The sequence below is a fragment of the Vibrio sp. OPT24 genome, assembly GCF_015163545.1.
Classification (GTDB): domain Bacteria; phylum Pseudomonadota; class Gammaproteobacteria; order Enterobacterales; family Vibrionaceae; genus Vibrio; species Vibrio cyclitrophicus.
Window position 1 is genome coordinate 146,476 of record NZ_JADDYI010000016.1, and the last position, 22,345, is coordinate 168,820.

Consider the following 22,345-nt stretch of genomic DNA (forward strand, 5'->3'; position numbering starts at 1 on the left):
TTCCTTATTTTTATCAGCGACGCTCTGTCACCTTTATGATCTATATTCTAGGCCTGTTTCTTAACATGGCTGTTCTAGTAATGGTTGTCTAAATAATAATTACACAGTTATAACCATAGAAACCGTTACTAAAAACAAGTTCTTAGTGATCTTCAGAAGCTAGGTTCAGCGTGTACTTTGGAATCTCTACAACAAGATCCGTATCAGCAACTTTAGCTTGGCAACCTAGGCGGGATTCCATCTCTAAGCCCCATGCTTTATCTAGCATGTCGTCTTCTAGGTCATCGCTCTCTTCTAAAGAATCAAAGCCTTCACGAATCACAACGTGACATGTAGTACATGCACACGACTTCTCACATGCGTGTTCAATACCAATACCGGCCTTCAATGCAACATCAAGAACCGTCTCACCAGTTTTTGCTTCTAAAACAGCGCCTTCTGGACATAGATCTTCGTGAGGTAAAACAATAATCTTTGGCATGTTTATCTATTCTCTAACTATTAAATATTATCGACTGACTGACCTGACAGTGCAGCACGAATTGATTTATCCATACGACGAGAAGCAAAGTCTTGGCTCGCTTTGTCGATATTTTTAATTTCTAGTTCAATGGCATCGGCATTGTCGCCATTGCGCACTTCAATCAGTGCTTCAATGGCTTGAACAAGTTGTTGCTTGCCTTGCTCATCCAGCAACTCATCACCATCGGCTTGCATCGCAGCAATTAAGCCTTCAATAACGCGATCCGCTTCTACGCGTTGCTCAGCAAGAGCACGCGCTTGCATGTCTTCTTTTGCAAACGTCATCGAATCTTTCAGCATGCTGGCCACTTCGTTATCGCTTAGACCGTAAGAAGGCTTAACTTGGATTTCAGCTTGAACGCCAGTGCTCTTCTCCGTTGCGGTAACCGACAGTAGACCATCAGCATCCACTTGGTAAGTAACGCGAATATGAGCAGCACCTGCTGTCATCGGCGGGATGCCTTTCAAAGCAAATCGAGCCAGTGAACGACAGTCATCAACCATCTCACGCTCGCCTTGCACGGTGTGTACTGTCATTGCAGTTTGACCGTCTTTGAACGTGGTAAACTCTTGTGCACGAGCAACTGGGATCGTGGTATTACGAGGGATGATCTTTTCGACTAAGCCACCCATGGTTTCGATACCCAGTGACAGAGGGATAACATCCAATAGCAGCATCTCAGAGTCAGGCTTGTTGCCAACTAAGATATCCGCTTGAATCGATGCGCCAATCGCAACCACTTCATCAGGGTTAATACTGGTTAATGGAGTACGACCAAAGAAGCCACCGACCATTTCACGAACAAGTAAGGTACGAGTTGAACCACCTACCATCACGACTTCTAGTACTTCATCCGCGTCAACTTCCGCATCTTTCAGTGCTCGGCGGCACGAAAGCAGCGTTTTCTTAACTAGTGGCTTGATGATCTCTTCGAACTCTTCACGAGTTAATGAGCCAGACCAACCTAGTGCTTCAACATTAACGCTTTCAGCTTCAGATAAGCCAATCTTCGCTTCTGTTGCTGCGTCTAGAAGAATACGGTTCTGTTCTGCTGTCAGCTCTAACAAGCCCATTTGCTCTTGGAAATGATCCGCAATTAAATGGTCAAAGTCATCGCCGCCTAATGCAGAGTCGCCACCGGTTGCTAAAACTTCGAAGACACCTTTAGACAGGCGTAGGATAGAGATATCAAACGTACCACCGCCTAAGTCATAAACAGCGATTACCCCTTCTTTACCTGAATCCAAGCCATAAGCAATCGCAGCTGCAGTGGGTTCATTAAGAAGACGTAACACATGAAGACCAGCAAGTTGCGCTGCGTCTTTGGTACCTGCACGTTGTGCATCATCAAAGTACGCAGGGACGGTAATCACGGCACCAGCCAATTCACCACCTAACGTCGACTCAGCACGTTGACCGAGTGCACGAAGAATATCTGCAGATACTTGAATTGGGTTCTTATTTCCTTGCGCTGTGTTAATCACAGGCAGGCCATTATCACTTTCTTCAAACTGATATGGCAGAGATGGGTATCGCTGTTGAATATCTGACAGTGAACGACCGATTAATCGCTTAACTGAGATAATGGTATTTTTAGGATCAGTTTGTGCATTTACACGCGCTTCATCACCAGTGGTGTACGACTCTGACTGATAGTGAACAACGGAAGGGAGAATACTGCGACCTTGTTGATCAACAAGCGTGCTCGCCTCACCACTGCGCACTGACGCAACCAATGAGTTTGTTGTACCTAAATCAATACCCACTGCAAGCTTGTGCTGGTGAGGAGCGGCGCTTTGCCCTGGTTCTGCAATCTGAAGTAGTGCCATGGATGTGTCCTTGTTATACGAACTAGCCGATCAAGCGATCTTCAACTAACTCGATTTCATTCTTTAATTTTGCAATAAACTTAAGCTTTCTTACTCGGTCTGCAGCTTCTAACCAAGCTTCGCTGTCGAGTTCTTGTTGGATAGCGCTTAATTGTTGTTTATACATTTTGCTAACCTTTCCTTCAAATGCAAACAAAGCATCTTCAGGATCAGAACTGTCGGCGATATCTTCCAGCTCTTCACGCAATTCCATTTGCTCCATCAGGAACATAGGATCTTGCATAGTCTGCTGCTCACCACGAATATCCTCACCATGTTGAACTAACAGGTATTCAGCACGGCTGACTGGATTTTTCAACACCTGGTACGCATCATTGATTTGCGCAGCTTTTTGCACAGCCAGCAAGCGATCTCGCTCAGAAGCCGTGGCAAATTTATCAGGGTGGAATTGGCGTTGCAGATCTCTAAACTGAGAAGAAAGAAGGCTACCATCCAGTTGAAACTGAAGTGGTAGCCCAAATAATTCGAAATGATTCATGTAACGGTGGTCCTAAGTTTAGGCTCTTTACTTAGAGCCTAATTTTATTCTTCGCTCATTATAAACGCTCAACGATTGAGGCATTTATACATTGAAGCTCTCACCACAACCACATTCGCCTTTCGCGTTAGGGTTGTTGAATTCAAAACCTTCGTTTAGGCCTTCTTTTACGTAATCAAGCTCAGTACCGTCTAGGTAAACTAGGCTCTTTGGATCAATGATGACCTTAACACCTGAATGCTCGAACACTTCGTCTTCTTCGTTGAGCTCGTCAACGAATTCCAGTACATACGCCATACCCGAACAGCCAGTAGTTTTTACCGCTAAGCGCAACCCGATACCTTTACCTCGGTTATCTAGGAAAGCTTGAACTCGGCTTGCTGCCGTATCTGTCATGGTGATGGCCATACTACAACCTTGTGTTTTATATAAATTGAGAACTCAGGGGGAGCACAAAGGGTGCTCCCAAATATTACTTTTTTGAAGTGATTACGTTGTAGAAACGATTAGTGCTTCTTTTTGTAATCCGCAACCGCTGCTTTGATTGCATCTTCAGCAAGAATTGAACAGTGAACTTTCACTGGTGGCAACTCTAGCTCTTCTGCGATTTCAGAGTTTTTAATAGCAGCTGCTTCATCAATACTTTTACCTTTAACCCACTCAGTTACTAGTGAGCTAGAAGCGATTGCGCTACCGCAACCGTAAGTCTTGAATTTTGCGTCTTCAATAATACCTTCTGCAGATACTTTGATTTGCAGTTTCATTACGTCACCACAAGCTGGTGCGCCAACCATGCCGCTACCTACACTTGGATCTTCTTTATCAAACGAACCTACGTTACGTGGGTTTTCGTAGTGATCAATTACTTTTTCGCTATATGCCATGATAGTTACCTCGAATCCTCTATTTCCGTGAGATTAGTGATGAGCCCACTCAACAGTGTTCAAATCAATCCCTTCTTTATACATATCCCATAGAGGAGACATGTCGCGTAATTTATTTACTGCTACACGGATTTGTGCAATCGCGTAGTCGATTTCTTCTTCCGTAGTGAAACGGCCGAATGAAAAACGTACTGAGCTGTGTGCCAGTTCATCGTTTAAGCCAAGAGCGCGTAAAACGTATGAAGGCTCAAGACTCGCTGATGTACATGCAGAACCTGATGATACCGCTAAGTCTTTTAAAGACATAAGCAGAGATTCACCTTCAACGAAAGCAAAGCTCACGTTTAGGTTATGTGGTACACGTTGATCTAAGTCGCCATTTACCGTTACTGCTTCTAGATCTTGAACCCCTTTCAATAGACGCTCGCGAAGTGCTAGTGCGTGGTCATAATCTTTCTGCATGTCTTGTTTAGCGACAGCAAAAGCTTCACCCATACCCACGATTTGGTGAGTAGCAAGCGTACCAGAACGGAAACCACGTTCGTGACCTCCACCGTGCATCTGTGCTTCAAGACGAATACGTGGCTTACGACGAACGTACAAAGCACCAATGCCTTTAGGGCCGTATGCTTTGTGTGCAGAAAGAGAGATAAGGTCAACTTTCATCTCTTTTACATCTAGTGGGATTTTACCCGCAGACTGAGCCGCATCAACGTGGAAGATGATCTTGCGTGAACGACATAATTCGCCGATTGCAGAGATATCTTGGATTACACCAATCTCGTTGTTTACGTGCATGATAGAAACAAGAACCGTATCTTCACGCATTGCTGCTTGTAGCTTGTCTAAATCAATGATGCCGTTTGCTTCAGGCTCAAGGTAAGTCACCTCAAAACCTTCACGTTCTAGTTGGCGACATGGATCAAGAACCGCTTTATGTTCTGTTTTACACGTGATTACGTGCTTACCTTTCTTCTCGTAAAAGTGCGCTGCACCTTTGATAGCAAGGTTGTCTGACTCTGTAGCACCTGACGTGAAAACAATCTCACGTGGGTCTGCATTTAGTAGATCGGCAATTTGCTCACGAGCATTATCTACTGATTCTTCTGCCTGCCAGCCGTAACGGTGTGAACGAGATGCAGGGTTACCGAAGTTACCGTCCATCGTCATGCACTGAACCATTTTTTCAGCAACACGTGGATCGACTGGGCATGTAGCTGAATAGTCAAAGTAAATAGGCAGTTTCATTTTCTACTCCAATGTAAAAACTGACCGCTAAGAGCGGGCATTAACACCGTGAGGTGCTGCACTAATCGTTGTAGTGCTCGTATTTTTATGTGCAAAACCATTATTAACCGCAAGATCGATATCTTGACGATCAGAAATCTCTAAAACTTCGTTATCTTTCATTAGCTCACCGAGCGTAATGTCATTTAAGAAGCTGCTGATTCGGGAGCTTAAATCACGCCAAAGAGTGTGAGTTAAACAACGACTACCACCTTGGCAATCTGCTCGACCGTGACACTTGGTTGCATCCACTGATTCGTCTACTGCTGCAATAACAGTTCCGACAGCAATGTCGCTCGCTTCAGCACCTAAGCGGTAACCACCACCAGGGCCGCGAACACTAGCAACTAAGCCAGCTTTACGTAACTTAGAAAAGAGTTGTTCTAAGTAAGATAACGAGATGCCTTGTCGCTCTGAAATATCAGCCAGAGGAACTGGGCTTTTTTGCGAATGCAGTGCTACATCTAGCATAGCTGTTACCGCATATCTTCCTTTAGATGTAAGTTTCATATCACACCGTATCCACATTGTTTATGTGGTTGGAATTTTCCCATACCCGACTAAATTGGTCAAGTATTTAGTTGACTATTTTAGTCAAGTATTCATCCCTAGAGGTTGTATGGGATTTATTTGCCCGATTTACTCTTCTCAATCGAAGTCAAAATACCGCGCAAAGTGTTGATCTCTTGAAGCTCTGGGCGAGCACGGCTGAATAGACGACGTAACTTGTTCATCACCTGACCCGGCTTATCCTTAGAGATAAATTGGGTATCAATGATCACTTTTTCAAGGTGCTCATAGAACATTTCTAGTTCTTCGTGACGTGGGTAGTCATCTTGTTGTTGTGGCTGATATTGGCTAGCCACCATATCAAGGTGTGCAACACGAACTTCGTAGCTCAGAGTCTGTACCGCCATCGCTAGATTTAATGAGCTGTATTCTGGGTTAGCAGGGATACATACGTGATAGTGACATTTCTGCAACTCGTCATTCGTTAAGCCAGTACGTTCACGACCGAACACTAATGCGACTGGATATTTTTGACCTTCAACGGCAAACTTTTCGCCACACTCGCGAGGCTCAAGCATTGGCCACTCAAGCGTACGAGAACGAGCACTTGAGCCTACAACCAAACCACAGTCTTTTACTGCTTCTTCTAGAGTAGAAACAATGGTCGCGTTTTCTGCGATGTCACCTGCACCCGCAGCCAGTGCTAAGGTCTGCTCGTCAACTTCACATTGAGGGTCTACAAGAACCAACTGACTCAAACCCATCACTTTCATTGCGCGAGCTGCTGAGCCGATATTTCCCGAATGAGACGTACCAACCAGAACGACTTTTACATTGTCTAACATGCTATATGACACCACTTTAAAAATAATCGCGAGATATTAACACATAGCAAAGTAAAATGGTCAGACCCTTAACGGAATGTGAAACCAAGAGTTCAAAAAATAACCACTTCCCTTTTACGGAAACTTTGGTATACTCGCCGCCGCTTTAAATTGTTCTTTAACATCTTGTGGGAAAAACCATATGCATCCAATGCTAAACATTGCGATACGCGCTGCGCGTAAAGCTGGCAACCATATTGCTAAATCTCTTGAAACAACTGATAAGATCGAAACATCTCTAAAAGGTAACAATGATTACGTTACTAACATTGCTCAAGAAGCTGAGTACATGATTATTGAGACAATCAAATCATCTTACCCAGAGCACAGCATTATTTCTGAAGAGTCAGGCCTGACTGAAGGTAAAGACTCTGACGTACAATGGATCGTTGACCCACTAGATGGCACCAACAACTTTGTAAAAGGTTTCCCTCACTTCTCTGTATCTATTGCTGTTCGTATGAACGGTCGTACAGAAGTTGCTTGTGTTTATGACCCAATGCTAAACGAGCTATTCACTGCTCAACGTGGCGCTGGCGCTCAACTTAACAACGCTCGTATGCGTGTTACTCAACTTAAAGACCTTCAAGGTACTGTTTTAGCGACTGGTTTCCCATTCAAGCAAAAACAACACTCTGAATCTTTCATGAAAATCATCTCAGCTTTATTCGTAGATTGCGCTGACTTCCGTCGTACTGGTTCTCCAGCTCTTGACCTATGTTACCTAGCGGCTGGTCGTGTTGACGGTTACCTAGAACTTGGTCTTAAGCCATGGGATCTAGCTGCTGGCGATCTAATCGCTCGTGAAGCTGGTGCTATCATGACTGACTTTGCTGGCGGTACTGATTACATGACGTCTGGTAATGTTGTTGCTTCAAGCGCTCGTGGTGTTAAGTCTATTCTTAAGCACGTTCGTGAAAACTCTAACGAAGGTATGCTGAAGTAATTCAGACCTTACGTTAATGCTCTTTAGTTAAGAGCAGAAGATTTTCAAAGCCTCGCTATTGCGGGGCTTTTTTGTATCTGTGATACGAGCTACGAGCAAGATGGCGGTTAGTCGCGATGAGCACAACACACTTCGCTGATGAATTGCATTGAGCTTATCGACAAAATACAGACGTAAAAAAACCGCTGACTAGGCAGCGGTTTTTTTGTTTAGCGAAACTTATTAAGCCAAGGCCTAAGGCATCTCGTCAAACTCTTCACCTTCTTTGTCCACTTGCGGTGGCATTAGGTGTTCACGCGTAATACCCAACTTCATAGCCAGTGCAGATGCAACGTAGATAGAAGAGTATGTACCAACCGTAATACCCAGTAGAAGTGCAGTTGCGAAGCCGTGAATCATAGCGCCGCCCTGAACAAACAGTGCGATAACTACGAATAACGTTGTACCAGAAGTGATCAATGTACGGCTCAATGTTTGTGTGATTGAGCTGTTCAGTACTTCAGGTGCTTCACCCTTACGCATCTTACGGAAGTTCTCACGAATCCGGTCAAATACCACTATGGTATCGTTGAGGGAGTAACCGACCACCGTCAGCAAGGCTGCTACGATAGTAAGGTCTACCTCAATTTGCATTAGAGAGAACACACCTAGTGTGATGATAACGTCGTGTGCTAGGGCTAATACAGCACCTGCAGCCAAACGCCATTCAAATCGCACTGACACGTAGATCAAGATACAGATAAGAGAAACTAGAATAGCAAGGCCACCAGCTTCTGTTAGTTCATCACCCACGTTTGGACCAACGAACTCGATACGGCGCATTTCAACTTGCTCACCAGTACCATCTTTAATTGCAGTCAGGATCTGGTTACCAAGCGTTTCGCCTGCAACACCGTCACGTGGACGTAGACGAACCATTACCTCACGCGCAGAACCAAAGTTCTGAACCGTAGCATCACCAAAGCCTTCAGCTTCTAGTGCACTTCGAATGTCAGGTAGGTTTGCTGGTTGCTCGAAACCCACTTCAATCAGCGTACCGCCGGTAAAATCTAAACCCCAGTTCAACGACTTCGTTGTTAAGGTGAAGATAGCAGTACCAATCATCAAGATAGAGAATACAAAGGCAACCTTTGACCAACGCATAAAGTCGATCATTTTTTCTGCTTTTAGAATCTGAAACATATTAATTCCTAGCCTTAGATCGACAGTTTCTTAACGCGTTTGCCGCCATACATCAGGTTCACGATACAACGTGTTCCGACAATAGCTGTAAACATTGAAGTCAAGATACCGATTGATAACGTTACCGCGAAGCCTTTAATCGCACCTGTACCTACAGCAAACAGAATGATTGCTGTCAGTAGTGTGGTGATGTTGGCATCGGCGATTGTACTAAATGCGTTTGCATAGCCTTGGTGAATTGCTTGTTGTGGACTGCGTCCATCTCGAAGTTCTTCACGTATACGCTCAAAGATAAGAACGTTGGCATCGACTGCCATACCAACCGTCAATACGATACCGGCAATACCTGGTAGCGTCATTGTCGCGCCAGGAATCATCGACATGACACCAATAATCAACACAAGGTTAGCCATCAGAGCGACGTTCGCGATCAGACCGAAAGTTCGGTAGTAAAGCAGTGTAAACAGCATTACTGCAGCCATACCCCAAACCATCGCCATGATACCCATATCGATGTTTTGTTGCCCCATAGATGGACCAATCGTACGTTCTTCTACAATCGAGATAGGCGCAATCAATGCACCAGCACGTAGTAGAAGTGCCAAGTTATGAGCTTCAGCCGTTGAGTCGATACCTGTAATACGGAAGTTACGGCCAAGTGCAGATTGAATCGTCGCTTGGTTAATCACTTCTTCGTGCTTACTTAGAATCACTCGGCCTTCAGGCGTTTTACGACCGCTGTCTTTATACTCTGCAAATACCGTTGCCATTAGCTTACCGATATTCTGACGAGAGAACGCAGACATCTTGCTACCACCTTCGCTGTCTAGCGAGATGTTAACTTGTGGACGACCATATTCATCAACACTTGAGCTTGCGTCAGTAATACTTGAACCGCCTAAGATAACGCGCTTCTGAAGTACAACAGGACGACCATCACGATCTTGCTTGATTTCGCTACCCGCAGGGGCACGACCAGAAGCGGCAGCGGCTAAATCAGCACTGCTATCCACTTCACGGAATTCAAGTGTTGCCGTCGCACCAAGAATTTCTTTAGCGCGCGCCGTGTCTTGAACACCAGGCAATTCCACTACGATACGGCTAGCACCTTGACGTTGAACCAAAGGCTCAGCTACACCAAGTTCATTAACACGGTTACGTAGGATAGTGATGTTTTGCTCTACCGCGTAGTTACGGATTTCTTGAAGACGAGCTTCTGTGAAGTTTGCAACCAAAGAAAAACGACCGTTAGATGCAGAATCGACGAACGTCATGTCTTGGTGTTTAGATTGCAGTAGCGATTTCGCTTCAGCAAGCTGCTCTTCGTTACGCAGAATCACTTCAACCGCATCTTTACCTGATGGGCGAATTGCACGGTAACGAATCTTTTCTTCACGAAGTTCACTGCGGAACGCTTCTTCTTGTTGGCCAACCAGCTTTTCCATTGCAGCATCCATATCCACTTCCATTAAGAAGTGAACACCGCCACGTAGGTCAAGACCGAGCTTCATTGGTGCAGCACCAATAGATTCAAGCCAATCAGGAGTTGAAGCCGCTAAGTTTAAAGCAACGATAACATCATCACCTAGTGCTTCTGTGATGATATCACGGGCACTAATTTGCGTATCTGTATCGTTAAAGCGAACAAGAATGGAACCGTTCTCTAGAGCAACGGATTTAGTAGAAAGGCTCTCTGCTTCAAGAGCATCGGTGACAGCATCCAGCGTAGACAGATCTACAGAGGCGCCGCGCGCCCCTGTAACTTGAACTGCCGGATCTTCACCGTATATATTTGGAAGTGCGTATAACGCAGCAATAGCGATGGCAAACATCACCATCAAATACTTCCATAACGGATAACGGTTTAGCACAGCGAGGATCCTCTAGCTGTTTATAGAGATTTCAGAGTACCTTTTGGTAGCACTGCTGTAACGAAGTCTTTCTTGATAACTACTTCGTTGTTTGCGTTCAATTCGATAGCAACGTAGTCGCTGTCTTCAGCAATCTTAGTAATCTTACCGATTAAGCCACCGCTTGTAAGAACTTCATCGCCTTTGCCCATTGAAGACATAAGGTTCTTGTGCTCTTTAACACGCTTAGCTTGTGGACGGTAGATCATGAAGTAGAAGATCACAGCAAACATACCTAGCATGATAAGCATTTCGAAACCGCCGCCTGCTGGTGCACCTTCTGCTGCTGCGTGAGCTTGAGAAATAAACATTTAAAACATCCTCTATTATATTTTCGTAATTGTTTGTCTAATTGGGTTGCACCCCTTTATTTTCAAGCCCCAACTCTCGGAAGAGAGATGGGGCTCGCAAAAAAAGAAATACTAAGATTCTTTACCTAGTGGTGGCACTTCACGCCCCATTCTTGCGTAGAACTCTGCAACGAACTCTTCAAAGCGATCTTCATCAATAGACTGACGAATGTCTGACATTACTCGCTGGTAGAAACGCAGGTTATGAATCGTGTTCAGTCGAGCACCTAGGATCTCATTACAACGATCCAAATGGTGTAAGTACGACTTGCTATAGTTCTTACAAGTGTAACAGTCACACTCTGAATCTAGTGGTGTTGTATCCATTTTATGCTTCGCATTACGGATCTTGATCACACCTTCAGTTACAAATAGGTGGCCATTACGTGCATTTCGCGTTGGCATTACACAGTCAAACATGTCGATACCGCGACGAACACCTTCAACCAAGTCTTCAGGTTTGCCTACGCCCATTAGGTAACGTGGCTTATCTTCAGGTAATTGAGGACATGTGTGCTCAAGAATACGGTGCATGTCTTCTTTTGGTTCGCCTACAGCTAGGCCGCCAACAGCGTAACCGTCAAAACCAATTTCTGTTAGGCCTTTAACGGACACATCACGAAGGTCTTCGTATACGCCACCTTGTACAATACCGAACAGTGAGTTCGGGTTTTCTTGCTTATCAAAGTGATCGCGTGAACGTTGAGCCCAACGAAGAGACATCTCCATCGAGTCTTTAGCTTCTTTATGCGTCGCAGGGTAAGGCGTACATTCATCAAAGATCATTACGATGTCTGAGCCTAGATCCTTTTGGATTTCCATCGACTTTTCAGCGTCCATGAAGATCTTGTCACCGTTTACAGGGTTACGGAAGTGAACACCCTCTTCAGTGATTTTACGCGTCGCACCTAGGCTGAATACTTGGAAACCGCCTGAATCAGTCAGGATAGGTCCTTTCCAGTTCATGAAATCGTGCAAGTCACCGTGCAGCTTCATGATTTCTTGACCAGGGCGTAACCATAGATGGAACGTATTACCTAGTAGGATTTCAGCACCGGTGTCTTTCACTTCTTCAGGCGTCATACCTTTTACCGTACCGTAAGTACCTACTGGCATGAATGCTGGTGTTTCAACGGTACCACGTTCAAACTGAAGTTGACCACGACGTGCGCCGCTGTTTGTTTTTTTAAGTTCGTATTTTAATTTCACGAAGCCTCCAATATGCCAGAGAAACAATCTGACTGATAATTCAGAACCTTAAGCTAAACATAAGTTCAATCTCGCGAGTTCTATGAGGAGCGGTCGCGTATTCCCTGCGAGAGATTAGACAGACACTCTGCCCAACTCCTAGCTTACTGCTAGCACCCGTAAATTCTTTTTATATCGTTTATAACGAGTTAGATTAGCTCGTTTTCTTATTGATGAACATCGCATCACCGTAGCTAAAGAAGCGATATTCGCTCTTCACTGCGTGATCGTATGCGCCCATCACATTGTCGTAGCCAGAAAATGCACTCACCAACATAATCAGTGTTGATTCTGGTAAGTGGAAATTGGTAATCAAGCAATCCACCAACTGATATTCATAACCAGGGAAGATGAAAATTTCTGTATCGCCAAAGAAAGGAACTAATTCGGTGCCCTTCTTCAGTGCATCTTGCGCTGCACTTTCTAGTGAGCGCACTGATGTTGTACCAACGGCAATAATACGACCGCCACGAGCTTTTGCTGCAGCAACGGCATCAACCACTTCTTGCGGTACCTCAACGTACTCAGCATGCATGTGATGATCATTGATATTATCAACTTTTACTGGTTGGAATGTGCCCGCACCTACGTGAAGTGTCACGTAAGCAAACTCTACACCTTTAGCTTTCATGTCAGCCATTAGCTTGTCATCAAAGTGAAGGCCAGCTGTTGGCGCAGCAACGGCACCGGGCTTCTCATTGTAAACCGTCTGGTAACGCTCTTTATCTGCGTCTTCATCAGGACGATCGATGTAAGGTGGCAGTGGCATGTGACCAACACTGTTAAGAATTTCTAATACGCTTTGGTCGGAAGTGAAATGGATTTCAAACAACGCATCATGACGCGCTACCATTTCAGCTTCATACTCGTCATTCTCACCAAGAAACAATTTAGTGCCTGGTTTAGGAGATTTAGAACAACGAACGTGGGCTAGAATACTCTTCTCGTCGAGCATTCGTTCAACCAACACTTCAAGCTTACCGCCTGATGCCTTGCGACCGAACACGCGAGCAGGAATAACTCGAGTATTATTGAAAACGACAAGATCACCCGGCTCAACCAAGTCTAAAACGTCTTTAAACGAACCATCCGTCAGGTTGCCATTATTGCCGTCTAATTTAAGCAGGCGGCTTGCTGTACGCTCTTCTTGAGGGTAACGAGCAATAAGTTCATCTGGTAGGTCAAAGTGAAAATCTGAAACTTGCATGTGTCTAGTCTTGTCTTAGTTGATGAGATTCGTGCCGTTGACGAATAATAAATCATGCTTGCTAATCGATCGTTACGATAAGTAATTCATTACCGGGAACTGATGACAAACACGACTAAAAATTTCGCAGTGGGCTAGTATAGGCACACGAGCCGCAATAGCAAGGTTTACAGCACTGGATTATTGTAAAGAGGCGTAAAATAAAGCTAACGATTCACCTCCTCAAACTAAAGAATTAGTTGCATAAAACTCGCCCAAAAATGCGTCAGGTCTCAGTTATTTTTTGGATAAAAAACTATAGTAATAGCAACAAATAAAAAAGAAGGAGGTTCGTATGATCAAGGTTGAAGATATGATGACTCGCAACCCTCATACCCTATTGCGCTCACACTCACTGGCCGATGCTAAGCACATGATGGAAGCGCTTGATATCCGCCATATCCCAGTTGTAGATGCCGACAGAAAATTATTAGGCGTCGTAACACAACGTGACGTTCTTGCCGCTCAAGAATCTAGTCTACAAAACATCCCACAAGCTCAATCATTTACTCTTGCGACACCACTCAACGATATCATGCACAAAAGCGTTATGTCGGTAGAGCCGCGAGCTGGATTGAAAGAGTCAGCTGTTTATATGCAAAAGCACAAAGTGGGCTGTTTACCTGTTGTCGATGACCACGAATTAGTAGGGATTATCACTGATAGCGACTTCGTCACGATAGCGATCAATCTACTCGAACTCCAAGAAGAAGTAGAACCGGAAGAAGTCGAAAGTTAGCCAACGTTGTTCTATCTGCTATCCCCCTAGAGCCTTTCAATCCAAGGCTCTTTACATGTCCAACAATCACATATTCACTGTGAAACTCACTGTATCCCTCATTTCTTCTTAGAGACCAGTTCCAAAGTTCAAGCCTCTCAATAAACCGAACTCACTTATTGTTCTTATATATGAGAATGTAAGGCTCTAATTGGATTTATTGATATATCTATCGTTTGGATAATGTAAAAATTTGTTAACAATAAAAACAAACTGCCTTTCTGGGAATGATACGTATGAGTTTAAAGAAATTGCTGTCCTTGGGTTTTGGCGTAATTCTTGCGCTAATTTTGGTTATTTCAGTCGTTGCTTCATTGCGCTTTTATCAATCGAGTGATGGATTTAACATCTATCGTTCCCTCGCATTAACAAGCGTATCCACAGGGCGAATCCAAGCCAACATATTGGAAGCTCGTTTATCTGCATTAAAATATATAAAGGACCCTGTTGCATCGCATGCTTCAGAACTGGACAAGCGCATCACTACATCAATTCAATTGATCGATGAAGTGTTAGAGGCTCATCTTGACGACCTCCATAAAAATGAGTTCTTAGCGATAGAGAAGCAGCTTAAACAGTATAGCCAAGGGTTTAGCCAAGTTGTTCAACTGGTCAATACTAGAAATAGCTTAGTAAAAGAGAGCTTAGACCCATCAGGTTTAAAAATGCGACAAGCAGTGACTAACTTGATGACTCAAGCATCTGCTGAAGAGGATTTAGAGGTTGCAGTCAGTTCAGGACAACTTCAACAACACGTATTGCTATCAAGATTATATGCTTCTAAATTTCTGACCAGTAACAACACAGAAGATGCTCAGCGAGCAGAAAAAGAATTTGCATCAGCAGCGTTGCTTGTGGAAACAATAGAATCTCAACTAATGTCGAACGAGCAAATTCGATACTTAACTGATTTTAATACCGCTTTTAAAGCCTACCGTCTGACATTTTCAGAAGTCGTTGACACGATAAATGAACGAAACCGCATCGTTTCTGGCACCCTTGATGTTGCTGGTAGCAACGCAGCAAAAACAATTGAAGAAATCAAACTATCCACAAAGTCAAAACAAGACTCTGTAGGACCAAGCATGGTTGAACGATTTTCAAATGCTCAATTTATCTTAGGTGCACTTTCAATCATTGTTATCGCTATCGCCCTTGGCATTGCAATCTCCATTTACCGAAGCGTATGGAAAGTTGTAGGAGGGGAGCCTAGCGAGATTCAATCGATTGTCGAAGAAGTTGCTTCAGGCGATCTTTCAAAACAGATTCCAGTAACAGGTAAAGAAACGGGTATATACGCCAACATTTTAGAAATGCGCCAAGAACTGCGTCGCATCATCGATGGATTCCACCAAATTTCAGACAACGTTTCAGCAGCTTCAGTCGAGTTAACAGCCGTAATGAGCCAAACCGAGGGGAACGCTCAACAAGAGCTGAGTCAAATGGAACAAATAGCAACTGCCATCAATGAGCTCTCTAGTACTGCGAATGAAGTCAGCCACAACGCTGCTAGTGCTGAGAACGCGGCAACGGGTGCAACTTCCAATGTCAAAGAGGGGGGAGTTTCACTCGATGCATCCGATGATATATCTCGCAAGGTTGAAGACTCAATCGAAGAAACATCAAACATCGTCAATCAACTGCAAGAGTACTCGGTAGAGATCGGGACTGTTATTGAAGTGATCAACTCGATTTCCGAACAGACGAATTTGCTTGCGTTAAATGCGGCAATTGAAGCAGCACGAGCTGGTGAGCAAGGGCGTGGTTTTGCTGTCGTTGCTGATGAAGTTCGTTCTCTGGCCGCTAAAACACAACAATCAACTGTCGATATTCAAGAGATAATCTCTCGACTTCAAGCACAGGCAAAAGATGCCAACCAGTTCATGCAATCTAACCTATCGTTAGCCGTCGAGTCGCGTCATTACAGCGAACAGCTTAGAACGGCATTCGCATCAATAACGGAGTCTGTTGGCCTGATTTCAGATATGAATACACAAGTAGCAACAGCATCTGAAGAGCAATCAGGAGTCACACAGGATATTTCACAAAATGTTTCTTTGACCTTTGATATCGTTCACCAAAATGTTTCAGGAATCGAACAAAGCAAACAAGCGAGTGAGGAGTTATCTTCATTAGCAGTGAAACAAAAAGACTTACTGAGTTTTTTCAAAATCTAACGCTGTAAATAAATTTCCAACGCCACAGTTTGTGGCGTTTTTCTTCTAAAATAAATAAAAAGAGCGGCTAAAATGGCCGCTCTTTTTATTTTATCTATTTGATGTTCTAGTTATTACAACAACTCAGAAACCACATCAGCTAATTGGTGGAATGTCTCGAGACGCGAAGAGCTCGGGCGCCATACAAGGCCGATATCTCGGTACGCTTGCTGACCAGGAGGATCAATAACCACTAGGTTTTGATTTTCCAGTAAGCCATGGTCGATAGCCATTTGTGGAATAAAGGTAGTTCCTAAACCATTGGCCACCATTTGTACCAATGTATGTAGGCTTGTGGCGGTGAACGGGTTTATCTTCTCTTTGTCGGTTAGCTTACAGGCTGATACCGCGTGCTCGGTTAAGCAGTGCTCATTCTCCAACAAAAATACAGACTCATCTGGTAAGTCATCGTATTTAATCGGAACACGAATGCCATCTGCTTGATTGCGACTGATCACCATTCTGAATGGGTCTTGCCCAACAACTTGGCTCTCCATGTTGTCGATATCGACAGGCAAAGCCAAAATCAAAACATCCAACTCACCATGACGCAGCGCTGCTAATAAGTTAGTTGTTGTGTCTTCACGTAACAGCAAATTTAACTGTGGAAAGCGTTGGTTAACTTCTTGTACTAAATCGCACAACAAGAACGGCGCGATGGTAGGAATACACCCTACTCGTAGCTGCCCTTGCATTGCATCCCCATTGCATAAGTTTCCGAGCTCAACAAGGTCTTGCCCTTTCGCCAGTAGCTCTCGACCATGCTTAACCACCAGCTCACCCGCTTGTGTAAATACTAATGGACTCTTTTTATCTTTTTTCTCATACAAAGGGCAACCAATCAGCTCTTCGAGGTTTTGAATACCTTTACTTAGCGTGGATTGACTGACGAAACAGCGATCAGCAGCATCGCTGAAGTGGCGTGTTTCGTGAAGAGTAACGAGATAATAAAGTTGCTTAAGACTTGGCCATTTATTCATGAAATTACTTTGTAATATGAGTAGGATAAGTTGGACAAAGGTCAGCAGACCTAAGGACTGAGCAAAGAATAAGCTTATCGCTTTTTTCGATTAACTTAATCTATTTAATTCGCTTTTTTCTATAGTACCGATTGTACTATAGTTTGTCCCGTAGAAACGGAGCTCAAACAAAGATGTGTTGGGCCAACTAATTTTTTAGGAGATTCCAAATGGTACTAGTAGGTCGTCAAGCCCCTGACTTTACTGCAGCAGCTGTTCTAGGTAACGGCGAGATCGTTGATAACTTCAACTTCGCAGAATTCACTAAAGGTAAGAAAGCGGTAGTTTTCTTCTACCCACTAGACTTCACTTTCGTTTGTCCTTCAGAGCTAATCGCTTTCGACAACCGTCTTGAAGATTTCCAAGCTAAAGGCGTTGAAGTAATCGGTGTTTCTATCGATTCACAATTCTCTCACAACGCATGGCGTAACACTGCTATCGCTGATGGCGGTATCGGTCAAGTTAAATACCCTCTAGTTGCTGACGTTAAGCACGAAATCTGCAAAGCATACGATGTTGAGCACCCAGAAGCAGGCGTTGCTTTCCGTGGTTCTTTCCTAATCGACGCAGACGGTCTTGTACGTCATCAAGTAGTGAACGATCTTCCACTAGGTCGTAACATCGACGAAATGCTACGTATGGTAGACGCACTAAACTTCCACGAGAAGAACGGTGAAGTTTGTCCTGCACAATGGGAAGAAGGTAAATCAGGTATGGACGCATCTCCAAAAGGTGTTGCAGCATTCCTATCTGAGCACGCTGGCGACCTAAGCAAGTAATTACCTCTTAAGCCCGAACTCAACGCGGGTTAATGGTTGGAAGACTCTCTATAAAGAGAAATAAAGCATAAGCTAATAGCGCAAAGCGCACCGCCAATCAGTTAAGAAGTAAAGTCCTATTAAAAGCCCGAAGTTAACGCTTCGGGCTTTTTGTTTTTACACGCTTTAATCCATTCCCTTTCTCACAATGAATAGGGGTAACTGCAAAGCAAAACTTTACCCCTATTTCCCTCTTCAAACATCTATTCAGAATCACATCTAGATTGCTATTATTTCATCAATAACTTTTTGAACGAATAAATCTGATGAACACCGAAATTGAAGTCTGTATCGATAACTTAGAATCTCTACATAACGCACTATCTGGCGGTGCGAATCGAATTGAGCTTTGCTCTTCCTTGTCACTTGGCGGGTTAACTCCAAGCTTCGGAATGATGAAGCAAGCAGCAAAAGTTTCGTCAGTTCCAGTATATGCCATGATACGGCCAAGACAAGGCGACTTCATTTTCGATGATGACGACATGCTCTGTATGCTTGAAGATATTGAAGCTTGTGCAAGTGCCGGGGTAAATGGGGTCGTACTTGGCGTGTTAGAGCCTAATGGAAGTATTGATATGCCAAAAATGCAGCAACTGGCTGACAAAGCGCACTCATTAAAGCTTGGAATTACGTTCCACAGAGCCATTGATCAAAGTTCTGACTACCAAGTAGCATTAGAACAAATCATTACACTTGGATGCGAAAGAATCCTAACGTCAGGGCTTGCTGTTAATGCAGAGCAAGGCATCGATGTATTGGCAGCAATGGTCAAACAAGCCGATAGCAGAATCGATATCATGGCTGGGGCTGGCGTCAACGCAACAAATGCTAAGATTATTCAAAGCAATACCCAAGTGCCAGCTCTTCACCTTTCAGGAAAATCAACAAGACCAAGCCTAATGGAAAACAACTCAAGTGCTCAAATGGGCAGTGATGATATTGATGATTATCAGATCCCAGTGACCGACGCTAATAAGATATCCGATGTAAGAGAAGCCCTCATTGTTTAGGGCAATAATCACTAACACAAATCTAAGAGAACCTCGCGACTAATCTAACTAACTGACGTATATTAGATTTAATAGTGCCGAAAATTTTCATGGATAGATATGGCTAAAGACTTATTCAGTACTCTTGATTTAAACCTGTTACGAACATTCCTCATTGTTTATCAAGAAAAAAACACCAGAAAGGCTGCGGAGCGACTCTTTGTTTCACAGCCAGCAGTCAGCCAAGCCCTACAGAAGCTAAGATATCACTTCAATGATGACCTCTTCGTAAAGGTTCATGGTGGCCTGCAACCTACCTCATTCAGTGAGCAACTCATCAATGAAATAACACCACACTTTGATGGCCTAATGACCGCTGTGAATGCATCCAATCGATTTAATCCAAGTGAAATTGACTACCCCTTAAAGATAGCGTTATCACCTGTAGTACTAGCTTGTTTATCCGGTACCTTATATAAAGAGCTTATGAGACAAGCACCAAATTCAAAACTCGAGCTTGTAAGTTGGTCTACCTCATCTTGTGAAGATATACAGAAAGGAGAGGTTCTATTAGGCGTTGCTTACGAGCTTCCTTTTACATCAAAAGAGATTTATGTAAAAAAACTGGTGGAAATTACCGGCCGATTATTTGTAAGAAAGGATCATCCGATAAAGCAAGCTTCAGTCAGTCCCGAAGAGTTAGCAGGTTATGAAATAGCATCAATGATATCTCCTGGCTGGAACGACAATTTTAGCCATGCAGCCAACATATTAGAGTCACGTTCAATTCCACACAGTATTGGCTTTCGTTCCGAGATTTTGATGGCTATCATCGATGTCGTGGCGAACTCAGATATGTACATGCCACATTCCAACCTATTCCCCATAGATAACTACCCAACGCTGCGAGCTATAGATGTAGATCTTGACACTAAACACAAAAATGTCAGCGTTTACAGCCATATACACACTAAAAACCGTAATAACCCTCTCATATCCTGGCTTTTCGATGTAATCAAAGATGCGCTACTACAACAAATTAATAAGTAATGCTTATTACAGATATACGAGAACCTATTTAGCTTAAAAATATAACACTGTTTAATATTCACTCCATCGACAGGGAGTCAATCAAATATAAGGATGCAATAATTAAACATTAAGAGCGTTATTTATATGAAATTACTAACTACAGCACTAACCGTTATCGCAATCACTTCTGCTTCATCAGCTTATGCTCAGAAAGACTATTCTGGACATCGTATTGGTTTCGGTATTGTGTCTAGTGAAGTCGATCATCTAGATTCAAATTTCTCTCGAAGCGATTTAGGTAATGGGTTAAAGCTCGAATATGGTTATGACATTAACCGAATCTTTGGTGTGAATATCTCATCAGATACGAGTAAAGAAGATGAAAATTTTGAAGGCTATGGATATGAGACTAAAGTTTCAACCTTCAAAATAGACACAGACATCGGCTATGCATTCTTCCTCAATGGCTTTGATGTAAAGCCATACGGTGCTATTGGTTTTGCTCGTGTAGAGGAAAAGATCACGTTAAATACGCCTGACGGTAGTGCAAGTATCAAAGACAACAATACTTCTCTATTGCTAGGCACCGGAGTTAGAGCAAATTTTGATTTCGGTCTTTATACCGACCTACGCTTCAACTTCATCATGATGGATGACTATGACATCGATCAGTTATCTTTCACTGTCGGATACAAGTTCTAAGAATAGCTTTCCATCAATTAAACACTTTGTTCACAATCTGTTTGGGTTGTGAGCAAAGTAATCATGCGTACCAATAAGTAGGCATTATCACCGATATAACCAATACGAATTAGCCTACTCTTTCTAAAATATTACAATATGAGTGTTATTCAATTGCTTCACTGGTTTTACACATGGAGCGACATAATGCTAAGGAGAGCAAACAATTACTTCGGTGGTACCATGAAATTTAAAACACTTCTTTTAGCTTCTGCTTTATTCTCAACCTCTGCATTTTCAAATGGTCTTCATTTATCCCCAGAACTAAAGATTGGTTCTTATCATGGTTTTGGAATGCAAGCAGGTATTACTGACGTTGCAAATCTAGGCGCCATTTACCTGAGCTATTCTCACCTATGGTATGACAGCGATCGATATGATGAAACGGTTGATGCTTATCGCGTTGGTATCCAGAACATGTTTGGAAGAAACCAGAACCACGGCTTTCAGGCGGAGATTGGTGTAGCGAGTTATGACGGAACAAAAACGCGCAATGGCGAAGTTGAAGAGAAGACAGCACATGGGTTAAGTCTTGGTGGAGCCTACGTTTACCAAGCAACGCCAGTGCTTGGGCTACGAGCTGGTGTTGATATGAATATTTTTGATCACAATAAGACCTTCGTGCCTTACGACACAACAATCAACCTTAACCTTGGTGCAATTATTCGATTCTAAAGTTAATACCTACTTCAGTGCGTCATCTAAGCTTTGCTCACCAAGGTGGCGTACATCTTTACCCTTCACAAAATAAATAATGTATTCACAGATATTTTGACAACGATCTCCCACTCGCTCAATCGCACGGGCTGACCACATCACTTGTAGAATATTGGGGATGTTCTTAGGATCCTCCATCATGTACGTCATCAACTGACGAATCACAGCTTCATATTCCGCATCCAGCTTATCGTCAAGTTTATGTACTTCTGCCGCCGCATCGACATCCATACGAGCAAAAGCATCTAATACTTGATGCAACATAGTAATTGCCTGACGACACAATGGCTCTAACGAGACGTGAAACTTTTGCTCTTTCGTAGAAGGGATCTCTATCGCGCCTTGAGCGATCTTAGAAGCAACATCACCAATTCTTTCGAGATCAGTAATTGTTTTGATGATCGCCATAATCAAACGTAGATCTTTCGCTGTAGGCTGACGTTTGGCGATAATACGAGTGCAAGCCTCATCAATAGATACTTCCATTGCATTCACTTTGTGATCGTCACGAATCACTTTTTTGGCCAGTTCCACGTCATCTTTATGGAGAGCTTGCATCGCAAACGAAAGTTGCTGCTCCACCAACCCGCCCATGGTAAGTACATGAGTACGGATAGACTCTAGTTCTACGTTGAATTGCCCTGAAATATGACGACCGAAATGCATATCAGCTCCTTGAAAAGAAATGAAACAAGCCA

23 protein-coding genes are annotated in these 22,345 nt (G+C 43.5%); 8 read left to right on the forward strand and 15 right to left on the reverse strand.

Translation table 11 applies throughout. From position 1 onward, the window contains the following. Positions 1-142: 142 nt before the first annotated feature. The 8 genes from fdx to trmJ all read right to left on the reverse strand — a co-directional run bounded on the left by fdx (position 143) and on the right by trmJ (position 6,416). On the reverse strand, positions 143-481 hold the full coding sequence (fdx, locus tag IQO02_RS05455) for an ISC system 2Fe-2S type ferredoxin (protein ID WP_010440525.1): 339 nt from the start codon (positions 479-481) through the stop codon (positions 143-145). A 20-nt stretch (positions 482-501) separates the two neighbouring features. Then, positions 502-2,352, reverse strand: coding sequence for a Fe-S protein assembly chaperone HscA (gene hscA, locus IQO02_RS05460; RefSeq protein WP_016796696.1), 1,851 nt, complete (start codon positions 2,350-2,352; stop codon positions 502-504). A gap of 22 nt (positions 2,353-2,374) precedes the next feature. After that, complete coding sequence (hscB, locus tag IQO02_RS05465) at positions 2,375-2,890, reverse strand: co-chaperone HscB (protein WP_010440522.1); 516 nt, start codon at positions 2,888-2,890, stop codon at positions 2,375-2,377. Between the two features lie 84 nt (positions 2,891-2,974). Then, the gene (gene iscA, locus IQO02_RS05470) at positions 2,975-3,298 is read right to left on the reverse strand and encodes an iron-sulfur cluster assembly protein IscA (RefSeq protein ID WP_010440519.1); all 324 of its coding nucleotides are present in this window, start codon (positions 3,296-3,298) and stop codon (positions 2,975-2,977) included. Positions 3,299-3,396: 98 nt separating this feature from the next. After that, positions 3,397-3,774, reverse strand: a complete 378-nt coding sequence (gene iscU / locus IQO02_RS05475) for a Fe-S cluster assembly scaffold IscU (protein WP_004735094.1) — start codon at positions 3,772-3,774, stop codon at positions 3,397-3,399. Positions 3,775-3,807: 33 nt separating this feature from the next. Further along, positions 3,808-5,022 carry an IscS subfamily cysteine desulfurase gene (locus IQO02_RS05480; RefSeq protein WP_010440514.1) on the reverse strand — a complete coding sequence of 405 codons (1,215 nt, stop codon included), beginning with the start codon at positions 5,020-5,022 and terminating at the stop codon, positions 3,808-3,810. Positions 5,023-5,049: 27 nt separating this feature from the next. Further along, positions 5,050-5,571: a Fe-S cluster assembly transcriptional regulator IscR gene (gene iscR, locus IQO02_RS05485; RefSeq protein ID WP_010440512.1), complete on the reverse strand. Its 522-nt coding sequence runs from the start codon at positions 5,569-5,571 to the stop codon at positions 5,050-5,052. A gap of 116 nt (positions 5,572-5,687) precedes the next feature. Further along, positions 5,688-6,416: a tRNA (cytosine(32)/uridine(32)-2'-O)-methyltransferase TrmJ gene (gene trmJ, locus IQO02_RS05490; protein WP_016792159.1), complete on the reverse strand. Its 729-nt coding sequence runs from the start codon at positions 6,414-6,416 to the stop codon at positions 5,688-5,690. A 181-nt stretch (positions 6,417-6,597) separates the two neighbouring features. Here trmJ and suhB point away from each other — a divergent pair, with 181 nt between their 5' ends. Then, entirely contained in the window at positions 6,598-7,401 is an 804-nt protein-coding gene (gene suhB, locus IQO02_RS05495; RefSeq protein ID WP_010440508.1) for an inositol-1-monophosphatase, read from the forward strand. A 234-nt stretch (positions 7,402-7,635) separates the two neighbouring features. On the opposite strand, the gene secF is transcribed toward suhB, so the two are convergent. From secF to queA, 5 genes are all read right to left on the reverse strand, one after another. Then, positions 7,636-8,583: a protein translocase subunit SecF gene (secF, locus tag IQO02_RS05500; protein ID WP_016788422.1), complete on the reverse strand. Its 948-nt coding sequence runs from the start codon at positions 8,581-8,583 to the stop codon at positions 7,636-7,638. Between the two features lie 14 nt (positions 8,584-8,597). Then, positions 8,598-10,454 carry a protein translocase subunit SecD gene (gene secD / locus IQO02_RS05505; RefSeq protein WP_080572723.1) on the reverse strand — a complete coding sequence of 619 codons (1,857 nt, stop codon included), beginning with the start codon at positions 10,452-10,454 and terminating at the stop codon, positions 8,598-8,600. 20 nt (positions 10,455-10,474) lie between these two features. Beyond that, on the reverse strand, positions 10,475-10,804 hold the full coding sequence (yajC, locus tag IQO02_RS05510) for a preprotein translocase subunit YajC (RefSeq protein ID WP_010440492.1): 330 nt from the start codon (positions 10,802-10,804) through the stop codon (positions 10,475-10,477). A 111-nt stretch (positions 10,805-10,915) separates the two neighbouring features. Beyond that, the gene (gene tgt, locus IQO02_RS05515) at positions 10,916-12,052 is read right to left on the reverse strand and encodes a tRNA guanosine(34) transglycosylase Tgt (protein WP_010440490.1); all 1,137 of its coding nucleotides are present in this window, start codon (positions 12,050-12,052) and stop codon (positions 10,916-10,918) included. Positions 12,053-12,245: 193 nt separating this feature from the next. Further along, positions 12,246-13,298 (reverse strand): tRNA preQ1(34) S-adenosylmethionine ribosyltransferase-isomerase QueA, encoded by a 1,053-nt coding sequence (gene queA, locus IQO02_RS05520; RefSeq protein WP_102282756.1) that lies wholly within the window; start codon positions 13,296-13,298, stop codon positions 12,246-12,248. 334 nt (positions 13,299-13,632) lie between these two features. On the opposite strand from queA, the gene IQO02_RS05525 reads away from it, so the two are divergent. Both IQO02_RS05525 and IQO02_RS05530 read left to right on the forward strand, forming a co-directional pair. Continuing rightward, the gene (locus IQO02_RS05525; protein ID WP_016767133.1) at positions 13,633-14,076 is read left to right on the forward strand and encodes a CBS domain-containing protein; all 444 of its coding nucleotides are present in this window, start codon (positions 13,633-13,635) and stop codon (positions 14,074-14,076) included. A 275-nt stretch (positions 14,077-14,351) separates the two neighbouring features. Continuing rightward, positions 14,352-16,292, forward strand: coding sequence for a HAMP domain-containing methyl-accepting chemotaxis protein (locus IQO02_RS05530; RefSeq protein WP_016796697.1), 1,941 nt, complete (start codon positions 14,352-14,354; stop codon positions 16,290-16,292). A gap of 113 nt (positions 16,293-16,405) precedes the next feature. Here the strand turns inward: IQO02_RS05530 and IQO02_RS05535 are convergent, their stop codons facing one another. Continuing rightward, complete coding sequence (locus IQO02_RS05535) at positions 16,406-17,311, reverse strand: hydrogen peroxide-inducible genes activator (RefSeq protein WP_016767129.1); 906 nt, start codon at positions 17,309-17,311, stop codon at positions 16,406-16,408. Between the two features lie 209 nt (positions 17,312-17,520). Here IQO02_RS05535 and IQO02_RS05540 point away from each other — a divergent pair, with 209 nt between their 5' ends. The 5 genes from IQO02_RS05540 (at position 17,521) to IQO02_RS05560 (ending at position 21,605) form a co-directional block, all read left to right on the forward strand. Next, positions 17,521-18,129, forward strand: a complete 609-nt coding sequence (locus IQO02_RS05540) for a peroxiredoxin C (protein ID WP_010440476.1) — start codon at positions 17,521-17,523, stop codon at positions 18,127-18,129. Between the two features lie 305 nt (positions 18,130-18,434). Continuing rightward, complete coding sequence (locus IQO02_RS05545; protein WP_016789119.1) at positions 18,435-19,178, forward strand: copper homeostasis protein CutC; 744 nt, start codon at positions 18,435-18,437, stop codon at positions 19,176-19,178. Positions 19,179-19,277: 99 nt separating this feature from the next. Continuing rightward, positions 19,278-20,207: a LysR family transcriptional regulator gene (locus tag IQO02_RS05550; protein ID WP_016784851.1), complete on the forward strand. Its 930-nt coding sequence runs from the start codon at positions 19,278-19,280 to the stop codon at positions 20,205-20,207. 126 nt (positions 20,208-20,333) lie between these two features. Next, positions 20,334-20,891: a porin family protein gene (locus IQO02_RS05555; RefSeq protein WP_010440457.1), complete on the forward strand. Its 558-nt coding sequence runs from the start codon at positions 20,334-20,336 to the stop codon at positions 20,889-20,891. A gap of 222 nt (positions 20,892-21,113) precedes the next feature. Continuing rightward, on the forward strand, positions 21,114-21,605 hold the full coding sequence (locus tag IQO02_RS05560; RefSeq protein WP_102357679.1) for a hypothetical protein: 492 nt from the start codon (positions 21,114-21,116) through the stop codon (positions 21,603-21,605). A gap of 9 nt (positions 21,606-21,614) precedes the next feature. Here IQO02_RS05560 and phoU read toward each other — a convergent pair whose 3' ends face one another. Further along, on the reverse strand, positions 21,615-22,313 hold the full coding sequence (phoU, locus tag IQO02_RS05565; protein ID WP_102279629.1) for a phosphate signaling complex protein PhoU: 699 nt from the start codon (positions 22,311-22,313) through the stop codon (positions 21,615-21,617). Positions 22,314-22,345: the final 32 nt, after the last annotated feature.

Coding starts and splice junctions, on each gene's coding strand:
- fdx (WP_010440525.1), bottom strand. CDS start 481: ATGCCAAAGATTATTGTTTTACCTCACGAAGATCTATGTCCAGAAGGC.
- hscA (WP_016796696.1), bottom strand. CDS start 2,352: ATGGCACTACTTCAGATTGCAGAACCAGGGCAAAGCGCCGCTCCTCAC.
- hscB (WP_010440522.1), bottom strand. CDS start 2,890: ATGAATCATTTCGAATTATTTGGGCTACCACTTCAGTTTCAACTGGAT.
- iscA (WP_010440519.1), bottom strand. CDS start 3,298: ATGGCCATCACCATGACAGATACGGCAGCAAGCCGAGTTCAAGCTTTC.
- iscU (WP_004735094.1), bottom strand. CDS start 3,774: ATGGCATATAGCGAAAAAGTAATTGATCACTACGAAAACCCACGTAAC.
- IQO02_RS05480 (WP_010440514.1), bottom strand. CDS start 5,022: ATGAAACTGCCTATTTACTTTGACTATTCAGCTACATGCCCAGTCGAT.
- iscR (WP_010440512.1), bottom strand. CDS start 5,571: ATGAAACTTACATCTAAAGGAAGATATGCGGTAACAGCTATGCTAGAT.
- trmJ (WP_016792159.1), bottom strand. CDS start 6,416: ATGTTAGACAATGTAAAAGTCGTTCTGGTTGGTACGTCTCATTCGGGA.
- suhB (WP_010440508.1), top strand. CDS start 6,598: ATGCATCCAATGCTAAACATTGCGATACGCGCTGCGCGTAAAGCTGGC.
- secF (WP_016788422.1), bottom strand. CDS start 8,583: ATGTTTCAGATTCTAAAAGCAGAAAAAATGATCGACTTTATGCGTTGG.
- yajC (WP_010440492.1), bottom strand. CDS start 10,804: ATGTTTATTTCTCAAGCTCACGCAGCAGCAGAAGGTGCACCAGCAGGC.
- queA (WP_102282756.1), bottom strand. CDS start 13,298: ATGCAAGTTTCAGATTTTCACTTTGACCTACCAGATGAACTTATTGCT.
- IQO02_RS05525 (WP_016767133.1), top strand. CDS start 13,633: ATGATCAAGGTTGAAGATATGATGACTCGCAACCCTCATACCCTATTG.
- IQO02_RS05530 (WP_016796697.1), top strand. CDS start 14,352: ATGAGTTTAAAGAAATTGCTGTCCTTGGGTTTTGGCGTAATTCTTGCG.
- IQO02_RS05535 (WP_016767129.1), bottom strand. CDS start 17,311: ATGAATAAATGGCCAAGTCTTAAGCAACTTTATTATCTCGTTACTCTT.
- IQO02_RS05540 (WP_010440476.1), top strand. CDS start 17,521: ATGGTACTAGTAGGTCGTCAAGCCCCTGACTTTACTGCAGCAGCTGTT.
- IQO02_RS05545 (WP_016789119.1), top strand. CDS start 18,435: ATGAACACCGAAATTGAAGTCTGTATCGATAACTTAGAATCTCTACAT.
- IQO02_RS05550 (WP_016784851.1), top strand. CDS start 19,278: ATGGCTAAAGACTTATTCAGTACTCTTGATTTAAACCTGTTACGAACA.
- IQO02_RS05555 (WP_010440457.1), top strand. CDS start 20,334: ATGAAATTACTAACTACAGCACTAACCGTTATCGCAATCACTTCTGCT.
- IQO02_RS05560 (WP_102357679.1), top strand. CDS start 21,114: ATGAAATTTAAAACACTTCTTTTAGCTTCTGCTTTATTCTCAACCTCT.
- phoU (WP_102279629.1), bottom strand. CDS start 22,313: ATGCATTTCGGTCGTCATATTTCAGGGCAATTCAACGTAGAACTAGAG.